Origin of the sequence: Hydrogenophaga sp., assembly GCF_030656115.1 — a bacterium.
Taxonomy (GTDB): domain Bacteria; phylum Pseudomonadota; class Gammaproteobacteria; order Burkholderiales; family Burkholderiaceae_C; genus Hydrogenophaga.
Map to the genome: position 1 here is coordinate 13742 of NZ_JAUSOO010000105.1, position 17291 is coordinate 31032.

A 17291-nucleotide genomic window follows, 5' to 3' on the forward strand; every position below is an offset into this window, starting at 1 on the left:
GGCATCGGGCTGCGTCAGCGCCAGCCGTACACCGACAGGGTGGTTTCGCCGGCTTCCAGGCGGCGCAAAATGGCGGCCTCCTCGGCCTCGCGCCGCTCGCCAGCGGCCACCACTTCGGCGGCGCGGGCGTGGGGAATGGCCACCACGCCGTCGGCGTCGCCCACGATCAGGTCGCCCGCCTGCACCACCACATGGCCCATGGTGACCGGGTGGTTGATCCAGCCGATGGCACCGAAGTCTTTGCCGGTGCCCTGGATGCACAGGCCGCGTGAAAACACCGGGAAGCCGATCTCGCCCAGCAGCACACCGTCGCGCACGCAGCCGTCGATCACCAGGCCGGCCATGCCGCGCACCTTGGCCATGGTGGTCATGATCTCGCCCCAGTAGCCGTGCTCGTGGGCGCCGTTGGCAAACACCACCATCACGTCACCGGGCTGCGCGATGTCCAGCGCGCGGTGCAGCCACAGGTTGTCGCCCCCGGGCGAGTGCACGGTGAGGGCCGAGCCGGCGCAGCGGAACTGCGGCGACACCGGCTTGATGGCCGAGGGCAAAGCGCCGATCTTCTTCGCGGCTTCGTGCAGCGTGGCGGTGGGCAGCCGGGCGGCGGCGGCCACCAGCGCGGGGCTCAGGCGCGGGAAGTCCAGACGCGTGGTCAAGGCAGCGTCGTGATTTTTCATGTGGCCTCGCGGGTCTGAAGCTGGTGGTACTTGAACTGCTGGCGCGCTTCGTCCAGGCGCACGCCGCTGCGCGCGGTTTCGCGGATCTTGTTTTCAGCGGCCTCGATCTCTTCGGCAATCGCCAGCACGCGGTCTTCGTGTTCCTTGGGGATCACCACCACGCCGTCGGTGTCGCCTTTGAGGATGTCGCCCGGCGCCACGCGCGCACCGCCGATGTTGACCGGAATGCCGGTGGCTTCCACCTGCACGCGGTCTTTGCCGGTGCGCATCCAGTTGTCGATGGAGAACACCGGGTAGCCCAGCGACAGGCACAGGTGCGTGTCGCGGTTGATGCCGTTGATGACGGTGCCGGCGATGCCACGGCGGTGGGCGATCTCGGTCAGGATGTCGCCCCAGACGGTGGCGTCCTCACGGCCGTTGTTGTCCAGCACGATCACGCTGCCGGGCGCCACGTCGTCGATGTAGTCGCCCACGGTGCCGCAGGGTTTGGCGGCCGGGCCGTACTTGAGCGTCCAGGCGCGCCCGGCCATGCGGAAGTTCACGTCGCGTGGCTTGATCTTGTAGCACTGGCCCACGATGCCCAGCCGGTCCAGGGCGTCGGACAGGGTCGGCGTGTCTAGCCGGGCGGCGCGCGCCACGTTGTTGTCATCTATCGGTTTCATCGTCAGAGTTCCTTCATCAAAGGCACCACAAGGCGGTGCGCAAGGGTTTCAAACCGGTAACACCGCGGAACCGGCTCCGCCGGGCCACAGGTGTTGCCCTGGGGGTGGCGCCGCAGGCGGCGCGGGGGGTCACGTGTTCAGCATGTGCTCGTAGTTGCCGCCCATGACCTGGCCGATCGGCGTGCCCGTCAGAATCGCCTTGGCCATGGCGGCCTCTTTGGCCACGATCGTTTCAGCGGCTTCCAGCACGCGCTGAATGTCGGCGGCGGCGATGAAGATCACCGCGCTGCGGTCGGCCAGCACGTAGTCGCCCGGCTGCACCACCACCTCGCCGCCTTGCGCCGCACCGATGGTCACCGGCACCTGCACGCCCAGCTCCACCACCCGCCCGCGCGCGGTGCGCGAGGTCAGGCTGCGGCTGAACACGGGGAATTCGTAGGCGATGGCCTCGTCCACGTCGCGCAAGGGCCCGTCGGCCACCACACCGGCCACGCCGCGCACCTTGGCACCCAGGGTCAGCAGGCCACCCCAGCAACCGGCTTCCAGGCCCGAGCGCTGCTCGACCACGATCACGTTGTCGGCGTCCGACTGCTCAATGGCGGTGCAACCCAGGTGTTTGGCGGGTCCGGGCGGTGGCTGGCCAGGACCCACTTTCATGGTCACGGCACGCCCGGCAATACGACCGCCGCCGCTGCGCTGGGTGAGGCCGGTGACCACACCGGGCAGTTGCAGTTTGTCCATGGCATCGGACACGGCGCAGGCGTCGAGCCGGCGCAGGCGTTGAACTTCAGGGTCGGTCATGGTTGTCATTCCTGTGATGTGTTGTGTCAAAGCGCGTGAGGCGGTTCCAGCCCGGAAACACCGCGGAACCGGCTTTGCCGGGCCGCAGGTGTTGTCCCCCTTGCAGGGGGGTGGCGCCGAAGGCGACGCGGGGGGTCATGTCAATGTCTTCCAGGCGGCAAAGGCCAGCCCGGTGCCGGTCAGCGCCGGTGTGCGGTAGCCCGGCACGTAGTCGACCCACTCGACGTCGAGGTCGCGGGCCATCTCGCCCACCACCAGCCAGTTGCGGATTTCCGAGCTGCCGGCCTGCAGCAGTTTGGGGTCGAGCGCGGCCAGGGTGGCGCTGTCCTTGTTTCGAATCGCGGTGATCACCTGCTGGTCCAGCGCCTCGTCCACCACGAAGTGGCTCAGGCCGCCGGAGGCGATCACGCCCACGCGCAGGTCCTGCGGCCAGGCCGCGATCAGCTCGCGCAGCGCCGCGCCCAGCGCCACACAGCGGCGCGGTGTGGGCTGGTTGGGCGGGTCGAAGGTGTTGAGAATCACCGGAATGACCGGCAGCACCTGTTCTTTGAGCAGGCGGCGGTGGATGAACTGAAAGGCGTGGCCTTCGAACTGGCCGCGCTCCAGGCCGTCCATGGCGGCGATGTCGAAGTCGCGGTCGCACAGCTGGCGGATCAGCCACTCGGCCAGGTCGCTTTTCACCGGGTAGTCGCGGTCCGCCTCGGGCTCGTGGCGCCACATGCGCGCCGACTTGACCCAGCTGTCGCTGGGCGAGGCCGGTTCGCGCGCGGTGTTGCGGATGGTCTCGCCGTAGTAGATGGCAAAGGCGGGGTTGTTGGTGGTGCGAAACAGCTCGGTCTGGTCGTCGCCCACGATCAGCAGCACGTCGAGCCGGGCGTCGCGGATGCGCTGGCTCAGCTGGTCCATGGCGGCCTCGGCGGCATCAAAGCGTTCGCTCATTTTCTCGGGCGTGACCATGGCCTCGGTGCCCGCCGGTGCGGCGGCCAGCAGGGCGTCGTAGTCGGTCTTGTTGCCGTGCTTGTCGTGGTAGTGCACGTTTTTCGGGTCGATGGCGCGGAACCCGTGTTGCCAGTCTTCGCGCTGCGAGACCAGCATGATGCTGTGGGAAGAGCCAAAGGCGGCTACAAGTTGTGCCATGGGTCAGCCTTTACAAAAATGTCAGACAACAAACTGGGCGCGCAGCTCGGCGATGCGCTCGGGGCTGTAACCCAGGCCGCTCAGGATGGCCTCGGTCTGGTCGCCCTGGTGCGGCGCGGGCTGCAGCGGACCCTCATCGCGCGGGTAGCGCGAAAACTGCATGGGCAGGCCCACCACCTCGATGTCACCCAGCTCCGGGTGGTGCATGGGGCGGGCCATGCCCAGGTGCTTCACCTGCGGGTCCGCAAACATGCGGTCGACGGTGTAGATCGGGCCGCAGGGCACACCGGCCTTGAGCAGGCGCTCGGTCCAGTCGGACGTGGTGCGGGTCTTGAACGCGGCGCCGATGGCGGCGTTCACGCGGGCCCGGTTCTGCACGCGCTCGGGGTCGGAGCCAAAGCCGGGTTCGTCGATCAGCGGCGCCACATCGAGCGCCACACACAGGCGCTTCCACATGGTCTGGCCAATGGCGGCCAGGTTGATGAAGCCGTCGCTGGTGGCGAACACGCCGGTGGGCACGGTCAGCGGGTGCTCGTTGCCGGTGGACTTGGGCACCTTGCGGTCGATCAGCCACTGCGCGGCCTGGAAGTCGAGCATGGCGATCTGCGATTCGAGCAGCGAGGTCTGCACCCACTGGCCCTCGCCCGACACCTCGCGCTCCAGCAGCGCGGCCATGATGGCCTGGGCGCAGAAGTGGCCCGAGCACAGGTCGGCGATCGGAATGCCCACGCGCATGGGGCCGTCTTCGGGCCGGCCGGTCAGGCTCATCAGGCCCCCCATGCCCTGGGCGATGGAGTCGAAGCCGGGCCAGTTGGCGTAGGGGCCGTCCTGGCCGAAGCCCGAGATGCTGGCGTACACCAGCCGGGGGTTGATGGCGCGCAATTCGTCGGGGCCGATGCCCAGGCGGTACTTCACATCGGGCCGGTAGTTCTCGATGAACACGTCGGCCGTTTTCACCAGCTCGCGCAGGATGGCCAGCCCCTCGGGCTCCTTCATGTTGAGGGTCAGGCTTTCCTTGTTGCGGTGCAGGTTCTCGTAGTCGGCGCGGTTGTGGTCGCGCCCGCCGATCATGTCGTCCCCCCCGGGCGCACCGGGCGGAATCTCCAGCTTGATCACGCGCGCGCCCAGGTCGGCAAAGGTGCGGATGGCGGTGGGGCCGGCGCGCACGCGGGTCGCGTCCAGGATGGTGAAGCGCGACAGCGGGCCTGTTCTGGGTGAGTTCATTCGGGCTCCCATGGGGTCAGTGATGCATAGCGCCTGCAGCGGCGTAGCCGGGAGACACCGCCGGGCCGGCTTGGCCGGACGGCTGGTGTCGCCCCCTGGAGGGGGGGTGCGGCCACACGCAGTGGGCAAGCGACGGGGGTGGTTGTTTCATGCGGGGGTGAACATGGGCACGGCGTGGCCGCCTTCGCTGGGTTTGAAGACCACGCGCACGGCCTGCCCGATAGCCACCTGGGCCGGATCGCAGTCCACCAGGTTGGTCATCAGCGTCACGCCTTCGGCCAGCGTGACGAAAGCCAGCGTGTAGGCCGCTTCGCCCTTGCCCATGGTGCTGAAGGAATAGACGGTGCCGGTGCCGGCGGCCTGTTGCCATTCGGTGTCGGCGCTGAGGCAGTGCGGGCAGATGTCGCGCGGGTAGTGGTGCACTTCGCCGCAGGCCTTGCACCGTTTGACCAGCAGACGGCCTTCGTCGGCCGCCGTCCAGTACGGCAGCGATTCGGGCAGCACGCGCGGTGCCGGGATCTTGCGCGGGCCGGCGGCGGGCGCGGGCGGGCGGGCAGGTTTGTCTTGCGGGGTGTTGGGGGTGCTCATGGTGTTCAGATCCTCTCCAGAATCAGGGTGCCGGCGGTGTGGCGCGAGGCCAGTGCACCGCCAATGCCGTTGGCCAGGGCCAGCCCGCAGTTGGGCACCTGCACGGCAGGGTGGGCTTCGCCGCGCAGCTGGCGCACGGCCTCAATCACCTTGGTGATGCCGCCGCGGTTGGCCGGGTGGTTGTTGCACAGGCCACCGCCGTCGGTGTTGAAGGGCAGCTTGCCCACGCCCGAGATCAGGTTGCCGTCCATCACGAACCTGCCGCCCTCGCCTTTTTTGCAAAAGCCCAGGTCTTCGAGCTGCATCAGCACGGTGATGGTGAAGCTGTCGTAGAGCGAGGCGTACTGGATGTCGGCGGGCGTGAGGCCGGCCTCGGCAAACGCCATCGGGCCGGACCAGGCCGCAGCGGAATACGTGAGGTCCATGCGGCCACCCATGCCGTGCTTGGGCGCTTCCCCGGTGCCGCGCACCTTCACCAGTGGGCGGCCGCTCTTGCGCGCCAGTTCGCGGGCAATTTCGGGCCGGGCCACGATCAGGGCGCCGCCGCCGTCGCTCATGACGCAGCAGTCCAGCCGGTGCAGCGGGTCGCTCACCATCGGCGAGTTCACCACGTCCGCCACCGTGACCACATCGCGCAGCATGGCGTGGGGGTTGTGCTGGGCGTGGTGCGACGCCGCCACCTTGATCCAGGCCAGTTGCTCGGACGTGGTGCCGAACTCGAACATGTGGCGCTTGGCCACCGCCGCGTACAGGTTTTGCGTGGCCGGGCCGTAGGGCAGCTCAAAGGCCAGCTCCGGCGCGTCGGGGTCGGGCGGGCGCAAGGCCAGCGGCGACTTGCCGCCCTTGCCTTCTTTCGCCGCCGCCTGGGCCGCCGCCATCTGGGCGCGCGGGCGCCCTGCCAGGGTGATCAGCGCCACGTTGCAGCGGCCCGCCGCAATGGCCTCGGCGGCGTGCGCCACATGCAGGATGGGCGCGGAGCCGCCGCATTCGGTCGAGTCCACATGGCGCAGCTTCAGGCCCAGGTACTCGGCCACGGTGGTGGTGCCCAGGCCGGGTGCATCGCCGGCGCAGAAGTAGCCGTCGATGTCGCTTTTGGACAGGCCGGCGTCCTCCAGCGCGCCCTTGGCCACGTCGGCGTGCAGGCGCACCACGGACAGGTCGTCCGCCTTGCGCGTGGGGTGTTCGTAGGCGCCAACGATGTAGGCGGAACCGTTCAGACTCATGGTGACTTCCGTGGGAGTAGGTGGGCTGTGGCCGGTCACACCGTGACCGGCATGGGAGCGTTTACTGGGCGGGCGTGAAGCCGGTGGCCTTGATGACCGGGCCCCAATAGGCCAGCTCTTTGCGCTGCAGGCGGTCCATCTCTTCGGCCGGGCGGAAGTCCGGGTTCAGGGTGGCTTTGTTGGCCAGGATCTCGCGCACCTCGGGCAGCGCCAGCGCGTATTTCAGCGCGTTTTGCACCTGGACCAGCTTGGCCTTGGGCGTGTTGGCCGGGGCCCACATGCCGGTCCAGGCGTCACCGGTGTCGATGTTGATGCCCTGCTCCTTGAACGTGGGCACGTCGGGCAGCATGGGCGAACGCTGGGCACCAAACACACCCACCACGCGCACCTTGCCGCTCTTCTGGTGCGGAAGAATGTCGCCCGCCGTCATGACGCCGGCCGGCACCTGGCCACCCAGCAAATCGGTCACCAGCGGGCCATTGCCCCGGTAGGGAATGGCCAGCAGCTCCACGCCAATGGCCTTGCCCAGTTGAATGCCGCTGAAATGGGTGTGCCCGCCGGCACCGGCCGTGCCGAAGCTGCTGTCCTTGGCGTTGGCCTTGACCCAGGCCACGTACTCTTTGGCCGTTTTCACACCGGTGTGCTGGCCCACCGCCAGCGCCAGCGGGTAAGACACCACCACGCCCACCGGCGCGAAGTCTTTGAGCATGTTGTACTTCAGCACCTCGGGCGGGTACAGCAAGGTCTGAAACACCGGCGTGGCGTTGGGCGCAATCATGTAGGTCAGGCCATCGGGTGCGCTGGACTTGAGCGTCTGCGCGGCCAGCCGGCCACCCGCGCCCGCCTTGTTCTCAATGACGATGGCCTGCTTGAGCACCACCGCCATTTTTTCAGCCAGCACGCGCGCCACGGTGTCGGTGGAGCCCCCGGGCGGAAAACCCACCAGAAACTTGATGGGCTGGCTCGACTGGGCCGCGGCGCTCAGGCTGACGCCCAAGGCCACACAAGCGAGTGCTGAACGAAAGAAGGGGGCAATTTGCATGGTGTTTTGTCTCCAGAAAACAGATAACGCTAAGAAAAAAAGAACAAGAAAAAAGCAAGGTCGCAGCGGGGTTGGCCGTCAGTTCAGGTCGATGGCGACCGACTTGAGTTCGGTGTAGGCCTCCACGCCCTCGCGGCCGTTTTCACGGCCCCAGCCCGACTGCTTGTAGCCGCCAAAGGGCATGGCAAAGTCCAGCGCGGCGGCGGCGTTGACCCGCACGTTGCCGGCTTTGAGGCGCCGCACCATCTGGTGGGCGGTGCGCAGGTCGCGCGTCCAGATGCTGGACGAGAGACCAAAGTCGGTGTCATTGCCGCGCGCGGCGAGTTGCTCCAGGCTGTCGTCGTCGAACTGCTGCACGCACAGCACCGGGCCAAAAATCTCTTCGCGCACCACCCGCATGGCGGGCGTGGTGTTCACCAGCACGGTGGGCTGGATGAAATAACCGGCGCCGTCGAGGGCCTCGCCCCCGGCCACCACCTCGGCACCCTCGGCGCGGCCGCTGGCCACATAGGCCATGACGCGCTCGCGCTGGCGGGCCGAAATCACCGGGCCGATCTCGGCGTCGGCCACCAGGCCGGGCGCCACGCGCAGCTGGCGGGCGCGCTGGGCCACACCCTCGACCACACGCTCGGCCACGCTGCGGTGCACGAACAGCCGCGAGCCGGCGGCACACACCTGGCCGGTGTTGCTGAAGATGCCGCGCGCGGCGGCGTCGATGGCGCGGTCCAGATCGGCGTCGGGAAAGATGAACACCGGCGACTTGCCGCCCAGCTCCAGCGCCACGCGCTTGAGGTTGCCGGCCGCGCTGGCCAGAATGGCCTTGCCCACGGCGGTGGAGCCGGTGAACGAGACCTTGTCCACGCCCGGGTGCGCCACCAGCGCCTGCCCGGCTTCGGTGCCCAGGCCGGTGACGATGTTCACCACCCCGGGCGGGAAGCCCACCGCCACCATGAGCTCGCCCAGGCGCAGCGCGGTCAGCGGCGTGAGCTCGGCGGGCTTGAGCACCACCGTGCAACCGGCGGCCAGCGCGGGCGCGATCTTGCTCACCGCCATGGCCAGCGGCACGTTCCACGGCACGATCAGGCCCACCACGCCCACCGGCTCGCGCAGGGTGTAGGCGTGCCAGTCGCCGGGCAGCGAGACCGCGCGGGTTTCGCCGTTGAGCTTGGTGGCCCAGCCGGCGTTGTAGCGCAGGCATTCGGCGGCGTGGCCCACGTCGAACAGGCGGGCCACCTTGAGTGGCTTGCCCGTGTTCAGGGTTTCCAGCAGGGCGAGCTCGTCGCCGTGCTGCTCCAGCGCGTCGGCCAGCTTGAGCAGCAGGCGGGTGCGCTCGGCCGGGCGCACGCGGGCCCACGGGCCGGCTTCGAGCGCGCGGCGCGCGGCCTGCACCGCCTGGTCGATCTCGGCCGCGCCGCCCAGGGCTTCCTGCGCCAGCACCTCGCCGGTGGACGGGTTGATCACGTCCATGCTCGCGCCCGAGGCGCAGCCCACCCACTGCCCGTCGATCAACAGGCGCAGGGGTTGCTGGAGCAAGGGTGGCATCGCGGTGTGGGGGGTGTTCACGGGCGGGGCTTTCAGAGAGAGGGAGCAGGGGGAAGGCTGCGGCCGAGGATCATGTCGGCCGCCTTCTCGGCAATCATCACGGTGGCCGCGTTGGTGTTGCCGCCCGGAATGGTGGGCATGATGGACGCGTCCACCACGCGCAGACCCGCCACGCCGCGCACGCGCAGCTGCGGGTCCACCACGGCGTCGGGGCCCACGCCCATGGCACAGGTGCCCACCGGGTGGTGGGTGATGCCGCCGAACTCGCGGATCGCCTGCGCCAGTTCGGTGTCGCTGTTCAGGTGGGCACCCGGAATGGTTTCGGCGTCGATCAGTTCGGCCTGTGGGCTCTGGGCGTAAATCTGGCGCGCCGCGCGCAGGCCTGCGCGCATCGACTCGACATCTTCCGGCGCGGAAAACAGGTTCAACGCAATCTTCGGTGCGTCGCTGGGGTTGGCCGAACGCAGGCTCACGCGGCCCCGGCTTTTCGCGTGCAGCTGGCACACCGTGATGTAAAAGCTGTGTTCCTTGGGCTTGACCAGGCCCGGGAACCACAGACCGGCGTCAAAGCGCACCGGGTTGCACAGCAGCTGGATGTCGGGGCGGTCCAGCTCGGGGCGGGTCTTGAGCAGCACCGTGCCGCTGCAGATCTGGGTCGCAAACGCGCCTTTGCCAAACAACGCCCACTTCAGCACCGAAACAATGGCCTTGTCCAGGCGCAGCTGGTTCGTGAAGGTCACCGGGGCGCTGGCGCGGTACATCAGCATCATGCGCGGGTGCTCCACCAGGTTGCCACCCACGCCGGGCAGGTCAACCACCACGGAAATACCCAGGCTCTTGAGGTGCGCGGCCGGTCCGATGCCCGAGAGCATGAGCAGCTGCGGCGAGTTGTAGGCGCCCCCGCTGAGCACCACCTCGCAGCGCGCATGGGCCTGCACCAACTGGCCGTTGCGGGTGTATTCGACACCCACAGCCCGGCCGTTGTCCATCAGCACGCGGGTGGCCACCGCGCGGGTGTGCACCCGCAGGTTGGCGCGGTCGCGCACCGGGTGCAGGTAGGCGCGGGCGCTGCTGCTGCGCCGGCCCCGCGCGTCAATGGCCACGTCCCCGCGCGCAATGCCTTCGTTGTGCTCGCCGTCGTAGTCGTCGGTCACGGCGTGCCCGGCCCGCACGGCCGCCGCGCGCAGCGGCTCGTCGAGCAGCTCGCGGGTGTCGATGTGGCGGATCTGCAGCGGGCCCTGGCCACCATGGAAAGGGCCGGCGCCGCGCCAGTTGCTCTCGGAGCGCAGAAAGTAAGGCAACACGTCCTGGTAACCCCAGCCGGTGCAACCGAGGTCGCGCCACTCGTCAAAGTCGAGCCGGTGGCCCCGGATGTGGAACATGCCGTTGATGGAAGAAGAGCCGCCCAGCAGCCGCCCACGGGGGATGGGCAAGCGGCGTCCGTTCAGGTGCGGCTCGGGCTCGCTTTCGTAGCCCCAGGTGAGCGAGCGGCGTTGCAGCGCCTTCATGAAACCCACCGGCATGCGCACCAGCGGGTGGCGGTCTTCCCCGCCGGCTTCCAGCAGCAGCACCGTCTTCTGGCCGTCCGCACTGAGGCGGTTGGCCAGCACGCAGCCCGCCGAACCGGCGCCCACCACGATGTAATCCACTTCTTCCATACGTGTTGCCTGTTCGCGCTGCGCTCAGGGCGCGGGGGTGAAGCCCGAGGCCTTGATGACAGGGCCCCAATGCGCCAGCTCGGCCTGCAGCTGTTTGTCCACCTCGGTACCGGTGCGGTAGTCGGCCACCTGCAGGAACTTGGTCATCAGGGTGTCCTGGACCGCCGGGTCGGCCAGGGTTTTCTTGATGGCCGCCTGCATGCGCTCCAGCTCGGCCTTGGGCAGCTTGGCCGGGCCCCACACGGCCATCCAGCCGTCGCTGCCGCCGGTGTCAAAACCCTGCTCGGCCATGGTCGGCACATCGGGCAACAGGGGCGAACGCTTGCTGGCGTACACGCCCACGTAGTTCAGCTTGCCGGCCTTCACATGCTGCAGGGCGTCGCCGGCCAGCATGTTGCCGATCAGGATCTGACCGCCCAGCAGGTCGGTCGCCAGCGGGCCGTTGCCGCGGTAGGGCACCACCTGCATGGGAACGCCGGCGATCTTGGCGAACTGCAGGCCGTTGAAGTGCGTGTCGCCGCCCTGCCCGGCCGTGCCGAAGTTGCCCTTGGCGGGGTTGGCCTTGAGCCAGGCCGCAAATTCCTTGGCGTTTTTCACGCCCAGGCTGTTGTGCACCACCATCGCCATGGGGTAGGAGGTGAGCTGGGCCACCGAGGTGAAGTCGGTGGTCATGTCGTAACCCAGCGTGGACACCGGGTAGGTCAGGTGCTGGAAGGTCAGGGTGGCGTTGGGCGCCACCATGTAGGTCAATCCGTTGGGGGCAGCGGCTTTCACCGCCTGCGCCGCGATGCGGCCACCCACGCCAGGGCGGTTTTCCACGATGACGGGCTGCTGCAGCTCCTCGCGCAGCTTGTCCGCCATCAGGCGGGCCAAGCTGTCAGAGGCACCGCCGGGCGGGAAACCCACCAGAATTCGGATGGTGGGTTTGTCTTGCGCCTGCGCGCCCAGGCCCAGGCTCAACAGGGCTGCGGCCATCGCGGCCGTGAAAGTCTTGCGGTTCATCATGCTTGTCTCCTTGTGGTTGAAATAACGGCTGAAAAGAACTCACCTTGCACGGCCAGCGACCACCCCCTCACACCCGTTGCAGGTGCCAGGCGGCGTCGCCGAACAGTTGCCCCATGACCATCAGGCGCTTGGCGCAGTGGCTGACGCGGCATTCGTCGGTCATGCCCATGGCGCCGTGCATCTGAATGGCCGACAAACCCAGCTGGCGGCCTTGCTGGCTCACCAGCACCTTGGCCGCCGAGACCAGGCGCCGGCGCTGCACCGGCTCGCCCATCTCCACGGCCATGGCGGCGACGCAGGCCATCGACTTGAGCTGCTCCAGCGCAATGGCCATGTCGGCCACGCGGTGCTGCAGCACCTGAAACTTCGCCAGCGGCGCACCGAACTGCTTGCGGGTGCGCAGGTGCTCGGCGGTGTGCACCAGCAGCGCGTCCACCACACCCACCGCCTCGGCGCACAGGGCGGCAATGGCCGCGTCCAGCGCGGCTTCCACCGCATCGGCCGCCGCGCCGGGCGTGCCCAGCAGGCCGTCGGGCGCCACCACCACATCGGTCAGCGTGACGTGGGCCGCGCGGCGCCCGTCCAGCGTGTCGTGGCCGCGCACCTGCACGCCGGGCGCGCTGGCGTCCACCGCGAACACCGTCAGGCCCTGGCGCTCGTCACCCTGGCCAGCGGTGCGTGCCACCACCAGCAGCAGGCCGGCGCTGTCGCCGTGCAGCACACCGGTCTTGCGGCCGTTGAGCACATGGCCTTGCGGGGTGGCGCGGGCCTGCAGCTGCACACGCTGCCAGTCGTAGCGGGCACCGTCTTCGTACAGGGCCACGCCGGCCTGCAGCGCGCCGCTGGCCAGGGCCGGCAGCCAGCGCTGCTGTTGCTCGGGCGAACCCAGGCGCACGAGCAACTCGCCGGCCATGACGGTGCTGGCCACAAAGGCGCCCCCACCCAGGGCGCGGCCCAGTTCCTGGGCCACCAGCATCACCTCCACCGGGCCTTGCTCGCTGCCACCGGCGTCGGCCGGGAAGGGCAGGCCCAGCAGGCCCAGCTCGGCCATGCCCGACCAGCGGGCCCGGGCTTGCTCGGGGGTTTCGGCGTTGCCCCGGTGTTCCACCGGGTATTCGCCATCGCAAAAGCGTTGCACCGCAGCGCGCAGCGCCAGGTGGTCGTCGTTCAGAGAGAAATCCATTGCGTGTCCTTGGGTATCCAGCCGGGAGGGGGGCTCAGCCGCTCAGAAGGCGTCGAGCGTGGCCCGGGCGATCAGGTTGCGCTGCACCTCGTTGGTCCCGCCGTAAATCGTGAGCTTGCGGGCGTCGAGGCAGTTCGCGGCCAGGGCCACCAGGGTGGGGTCGGTGACCGCTTCGTCCAGGTGTTCCAGGCTTTGTGCTTCGAGCGAAAACGGCACCGCATCCGGCCCGGCAATGTCCACCAGCGCCTCGAAGATGGCCTGGCGCAGCTCGGTGCCGCGCACCTTGAGCATGGAGGCTTCCACGCCGGGCGTGCGGCTTTGCTGGTGGTCGCTGAGCAGGCGCAGGGCGGTGAATTCCAGCGCCATGAGTTCCACGTCGAACTGGGCCAGCCGCGCCTGCAGCACCGGGTCGTCGCCCAGGCCCTGCTGCTGCGCCAGCTGGCGGGCGCGGGCCAGCTGCTGCTTGCACGAACCGATGCCGGCGATGCCGGTGCGCTCGTGGCCCAGCAGGTACTTGCCGTACGACCAGCCCTTGTGCAGCTCGCCCACCAGGTTGTCCACCGGCACGCGCACGTTGTCGAGGTAGCACTCGTTGAGGTCGGTGCCGCCTTCGAGCATGCGGATCGGGCGCACGGTGAGGCCGGGCGAGGCCATGTCGATCAGCAAGAAGGAAATGCCTTCCTGCGGCTTGCTGGCGTGGGGGTCGGTGCGCACCAGCGCAAACATCATCGAGCACCAGTGGGCGTAGGAGGTCCAGACCTTGTGGCCGTTGACCACGAAGTGCTTGCCGTCGGGCTCCAGCACGGCGGTGGTGCGCACGGTGGCCAGGTCGGAGCCGGCGCCTGGCTCCGAGAAGCCTTGCGCCCACCAGGTGTTGCTCTGGCGGATGTCGGGCAGGTATTGGCGCTTCTGTTCCTCGGTGCCAAAGGCGTGCAGCACCGGCCCCAGCATCTGGATGCCGCTGGCGATGATGCGCGGCGCGCCACCCAGCAGGGTCTCTTCGTCGAAGATGTAGCGCTGCACATGGTTCCAGCCGGGGCCACCGTGCTCCACCGGCCAGCCCGGCGTGAGCCAGCCCCGGGCTTCCAAAATGCGGAACCAGGTCACGTAGTCGGCGTGTTCCAGGCGCAGGCCCAGCTCCACCTTGCGGCGGATGTCGGCGGGCAGGTGCTCTTTGACGAAGGCGCGCACTTCCAGGCGGAAGGCCTCGTCGGCGGCGGAAAACTGAAGTTTCATGGTCGGGTCTCTCTCACCTGGTCAGGCGGCTGTGGCCACCACCAGCGCGTCCAGCGCCAGCACGGGCTGGGCGGAGCCGGCGGGGTACGCCACCAGGGGGTTGATGTCGATTTCGGTGATGGCCGGGTTGGCCCGCATTTGCGCGCCCACCTGCGCGACCACCTGGGCAATGGCGTGCAGGTCCACCGCGGCCGCGCCGCGAACGCCTTGCAGCACCACCGCGGCCTTGAGGCGGCCCAGCTCGACCACGATGTCGTCCACGGCCATGTCGGCCGGGATCAGGCGCACGTCCTTGAGCGCCTCGATCCAGATGCCGCCCAGGCCGACCAGCACCACCGGGCCCCAGTCGGCGTCGCGCTTGGCGCCCACCACCAGCTCCAGGCCGCGCGGTCCCATGGCTTCGACCAAGGCGCCGTCCAGCACCAGATCGGGCCGGTGGCTGGCCACGCTGGCGTGCAGGCGCGTCCAGCCGGCGCGCAGGGCGGCCTCGTCGGCCAGGCCCACCAGCACACCGCCCACGTCGCTCTTGTGCGGCAATTCGCTGGCCTGCGCCTTGAGCACCACCGGGTAACCGATGGTGGCGGCGATGCGCACCGCCTCGTCGGCGCTGGTGGCCAGCGCACCCTGGGGCACCGCCAGACCGGCCTGGGCCAGCCAGGCCTTGCCCTGGTATTCCGCAAAAATGCCGTTGGGCGGCACCGCGCCCGTCAAGGGCAGCGCCGGCGGCAGGCTGCGGGTGGCGCGGTCGGCGCGCTGCAGGGCCTCGCCGTAGGCGGCCACCTGGCGCAGGGCGCGCAGGGCGCGGTCGGCCGAGCGGAACAGCGGCACCCCGCTGGCGGTGATGGCGTCGGTGAAGAACGGCTCCACGGCACTGCCGTCGCCGGTGAGCACCAGCACGGCGGGTTTGGTGGCGCGGGCCATCGCCGGCACGATGTGATCGGCCTTGTCGCGCTGCGCCATCACCGGCCCGACCGGAATGGCCAGCACCAGGTTGCCGATGCGCTCATCGTCCAGCAGGGTCAGCAGCAGCTCGCCGATCAGGCCCGGCTGGCGCACACCGATAGTGGTGTAGTCGAGCGGGTTTTCTGGCACCGCGTAGGCCGGCAGCAGCTCGGTGAGCTTGGCCACGGTGGGTGCGGTGAGCTCGGGCAGGTCCAGCCCCAGGTCGTCGGCAAAGTCCAGCGCGATGTTCTTCATGGCACCGGAACCGGTCATGAAGGCGGTGCCACCGGCCGGGGGCTGCGGGTAGCGCAGCAGCACCGCGCTGGTGTCGAGCAGCTCGTCCAGCGACCCGACCACCACCACCGCCTCGCGCTGGAGCAGCGCGCTGGCGGTGGCGTGGTCGCCGGCCAGGGCGCCGGTGTGCGACTGCGCGGCCTCGCGGGCCCGGGCGCTGCGCCCCGGCATCAGCAAGACCAGCGGCTTGCCCGCCGTGCGGGCCTGCGCCGCCAGCTGCAAAAACAGCTGCGGGCGGCGAATCTGTTCCACATACACCGTGATGACGCGGGTCTGCGCATCGCCGATGTAGTGCGCCAGCACGTCCTCGACCGACACCGAGACTTCGTTGCCGGTGGAGAACACCGACGTGACCGGCACGCCGCGCCCCAGGAAGGCATCGCGCAGGTTGGCGGCCATGAAGCCGCTTTGCGCCACCACGCCCACGCCGGGGCGCTGCTCGCGCTCGCGCGCCGCCAGCGGCTCAAACGTGACCGGCACGCCCGCGGCCAGGTTGGTGAAGCCCATGCAGTTCGGCCCCACCAGCAAGATGCCCGCGGCCCGGGCGGCCTCGGCCAGCGCCTGCTGCCTGGCCTGGCCTTCCTCGCCCGCTTCCGCATAGCCCGACGCAAACAGCACCGCCGCGTGGCAGCGGCGCGCGGCCAGCGCCTTCACCGCGTCCATCACGCCGGACTCGGGAATCGCCAGCACCGCCAGGTCGATGCCCTCGGGCAGCGCGTCGATGGTCTTCACACAGGGACGGCCCTGAATTTCATCGCTGCTGCGGCTGACCAGGTGCAGGGCGCCGTCGTAGCCAAAGCGGTCCAGGTTGCCTTGCACAAAGCCGCCGAACGAGCGGGGGTCGGCCGAGGCACCCACGATCACGATGGAGCGCGGACGAAGGATCCGGTCCACCGGCAAAACCGCCGAAGAAGACGCTGAAGCGAGCTGGGACATGCAAAAAGACCTTTCTGGTATGTCAAACGCGGCGCATCGGTGCGCCGCAGGAATCCGATGGCTGCGAATTCTGGCATACACAACAAGCATTCTCAATACACCACGCCAATCTATTTGGACATCATAGGGTTTACACCGAGACGCCAACCACCCCGTCAAGCACCCACCAAGCAAGGGTCAAAACCCAGACAACAGCCGCGACAAGCACCCGCATTGCCGGGAAAAAACCACGCTTCACCCCAGAAAAACCGCCCCTATCTCACGGAATGTCCCCGAACAGGCGGCCTTGGATAGGATAGAAACTGCTCGATCGAACACCACCTCGTGGCATCCATTTAAATTTTTCTTGCATGCCACAACAACTTGAAGGTATATTTGCCATGCCTATGGAACACCTTGTCAATCTGGAACCCCTGACCGACCCCGATTCCGTGGGGGCGAACGAGGATGTGCGTCCGCGGGGTGGCCGCGCCAACGAGATCCGCAACGCGCTGCAAGAGGAAATTGAAAGCGGCAAGCTGCCGCCGGGCAGCCCGCTGGACGAGCGGGCGCTGGCCGCGCGCTTCCTGGTGTCCCGCACCCCCGTGCGCGAGGCACTGCAGCAGCTCGCCGCCCGCGATCTGGTGCGCATCGCACCGCGCCAGGGCATGACGGTGGCGCGCCTGTCCATCAGCCAGGTGCGCTCGATCATGGAAACCATCGGCGAACTCGAAGGGGTGTGCGCCAAGCTGGCCGCCCGCCGGGTGGACGACGAACTGCGCACCCGCCTGGATGAGGCCTTGCAGCACTGCCAGGACGCCGCGATCCAGGGCGGCACCGAGGAATACGCGCAGGCCAACACCGCGTTCCACGAGGTGATCTATGTGGGCAGCCGCAACCCCTACCTGGCCGACCTGATCCGCACCGCCCGGCGCCAGATCTACCGCTACAGCCTGCGCAATTTCGTGACCAAGGCGCAGATCAACAAGTCGATGCAAGACCACCTGAAAGTGGCGCGCGCCATTCAGGACGGCGACGAAGCCACCGCCGCCCACCAGATGATTCTGCATGTGCCCTCGGGCTCCACCGGGTTCTCCGAGTTCCTGGCCCGCATGCCCATGAGCCTGTTCGACACCGAAGCCAGCGAGCCCTGACACGCCCG

Annotated in this window: 15 protein-coding genes; 1 reads left to right on the forward strand and 14 read right to left on the reverse strand. The window is 68.7% G+C overall.

The genetic code is table 11. From position 1 onward, the window contains the following. Positions 1-14: 14 nt before the first annotated feature. From Q7J58_RS13140 to Q7J58_RS13205, 14 genes are all read right to left on the reverse strand, one after another. Entirely contained in the window at positions 15-677 is a 663-nt protein-coding gene (locus Q7J58_RS13140) for a 4-carboxy-4-hydroxy-2-oxoadipate aldolase/oxaloacetate decarboxylase (protein WP_304828670.1), read from the reverse strand. Continuing rightward, positions 674-1339 (reverse strand): RraA family protein, encoded by a 666-nt coding sequence (locus Q7J58_RS13145; protein ID WP_304828672.1) that lies wholly within the window; start codon positions 1337-1339, stop codon positions 674-676. The genes Q7J58_RS13140 and Q7J58_RS13145 overlap by 4 nt, the downstream gene beginning before the upstream one ends. A 129-nt stretch (positions 1340-1468) precedes the next feature. After that, positions 1469-2149 carry an RraA family protein gene (locus Q7J58_RS13150; protein WP_304828675.1) on the reverse strand — a complete coding sequence of 227 codons (681 nt, stop codon included), beginning with the start codon at positions 2147-2149 and terminating at the stop codon, positions 1469-1471. A gap of 126 nt (positions 2150-2275) precedes the next feature. Beyond that, positions 2276-3277, reverse strand: coding sequence for a protocatechuate 3,4-dioxygenase (locus Q7J58_RS13155; protein ID WP_304828678.1), 1002 nt, complete (start codon positions 3275-3277; stop codon positions 2276-2278). Between the two features lie 21 nt (positions 3278-3298). Further along, entirely contained in the window at positions 3299-4501 is a 1203-nt protein-coding gene (locus Q7J58_RS13160) for a CaiB/BaiF CoA-transferase family protein (protein ID WP_304828681.1), read from the reverse strand. 147 nt (positions 4502-4648) lie between these two features. Further along, positions 4649-5089 (reverse strand): Zn-ribbon domain-containing OB-fold protein, encoded by a 441-nt coding sequence (locus Q7J58_RS13165; RefSeq protein WP_304828683.1) that lies wholly within the window; start codon positions 5087-5089, stop codon positions 4649-4651. Between the two features lie 5 nt (positions 5090-5094). Further along, positions 5095-6312: a thiolase domain-containing protein gene (locus tag Q7J58_RS13170; protein WP_304828686.1), complete on the reverse strand. Its 1218-nt coding sequence runs from the start codon at positions 6310-6312 to the stop codon at positions 5095-5097. Between the two features lie 61 nt (positions 6313-6373). Next, positions 6374-7354: a Bug family tripartite tricarboxylate transporter substrate binding protein gene (locus Q7J58_RS13175; RefSeq protein WP_304828689.1), complete on the reverse strand. Its 981-nt coding sequence runs from the start codon at positions 7352-7354 to the stop codon at positions 6374-6376. A gap of 78 nt (positions 7355-7432) precedes the next feature. After that, a complete protein-coding gene (locus Q7J58_RS13180; protein WP_304828692.1) occupies positions 7433-8917 on the reverse strand; it encodes an aldehyde dehydrogenase family protein in 1485 nt (494 codons plus the stop codon). Between the two features lie 11 nt (positions 8918-8928). Next, positions 8929-10554 (reverse strand): GMC family oxidoreductase N-terminal domain-containing protein, encoded by a 1626-nt coding sequence (locus Q7J58_RS13185; protein WP_304828695.1) that lies wholly within the window; start codon positions 10552-10554, stop codon positions 8929-8931. A 24-nt stretch (positions 10555-10578) separates the two neighbouring features. Next, complete coding sequence (locus Q7J58_RS13190; protein WP_304828698.1) at positions 10579-11559, reverse strand: tripartite tricarboxylate transporter substrate-binding protein; 981 nt, start codon at positions 11557-11559, stop codon at positions 10579-10581. Between the two features lie 67 nt (positions 11560-11626). Beyond that, positions 11627-12742, reverse strand: a complete 1116-nt coding sequence (locus Q7J58_RS13195; RefSeq protein ID WP_304828701.1) for an acyl-CoA dehydrogenase — start codon at positions 12740-12742, stop codon at positions 11627-11629. 42 nt (positions 12743-12784) lie between these two features. Beyond that, complete coding sequence (locus Q7J58_RS13200) at positions 12785-13978, reverse strand: acyl-CoA dehydrogenase family protein (RefSeq protein WP_304828703.1); 1194 nt, start codon at positions 13976-13978, stop codon at positions 12785-12787. Between the two features lie 21 nt (positions 13979-13999). Next, positions 14000-16150, reverse strand: coding sequence for an acetate--CoA ligase family protein (locus Q7J58_RS13205; protein ID WP_304828705.1), 2151 nt, complete (start codon positions 16148-16150; stop codon positions 14000-14002). A gap of 380 nt (positions 16151-16530) precedes the next feature. On the opposite strand from Q7J58_RS13205, the gene Q7J58_RS13210 reads away from it, so the two are divergent. After that, the gene (locus Q7J58_RS13210) at positions 16531-17283 is read left to right on the forward strand and encodes a GntR family transcriptional regulator (protein ID WP_304828708.1); all 753 of its coding nucleotides are present in this window, start codon (positions 16531-16533) and stop codon (positions 17281-17283) included. The last annotated feature ends 8 nt before the right edge of the window (positions 17284-17291 follow it).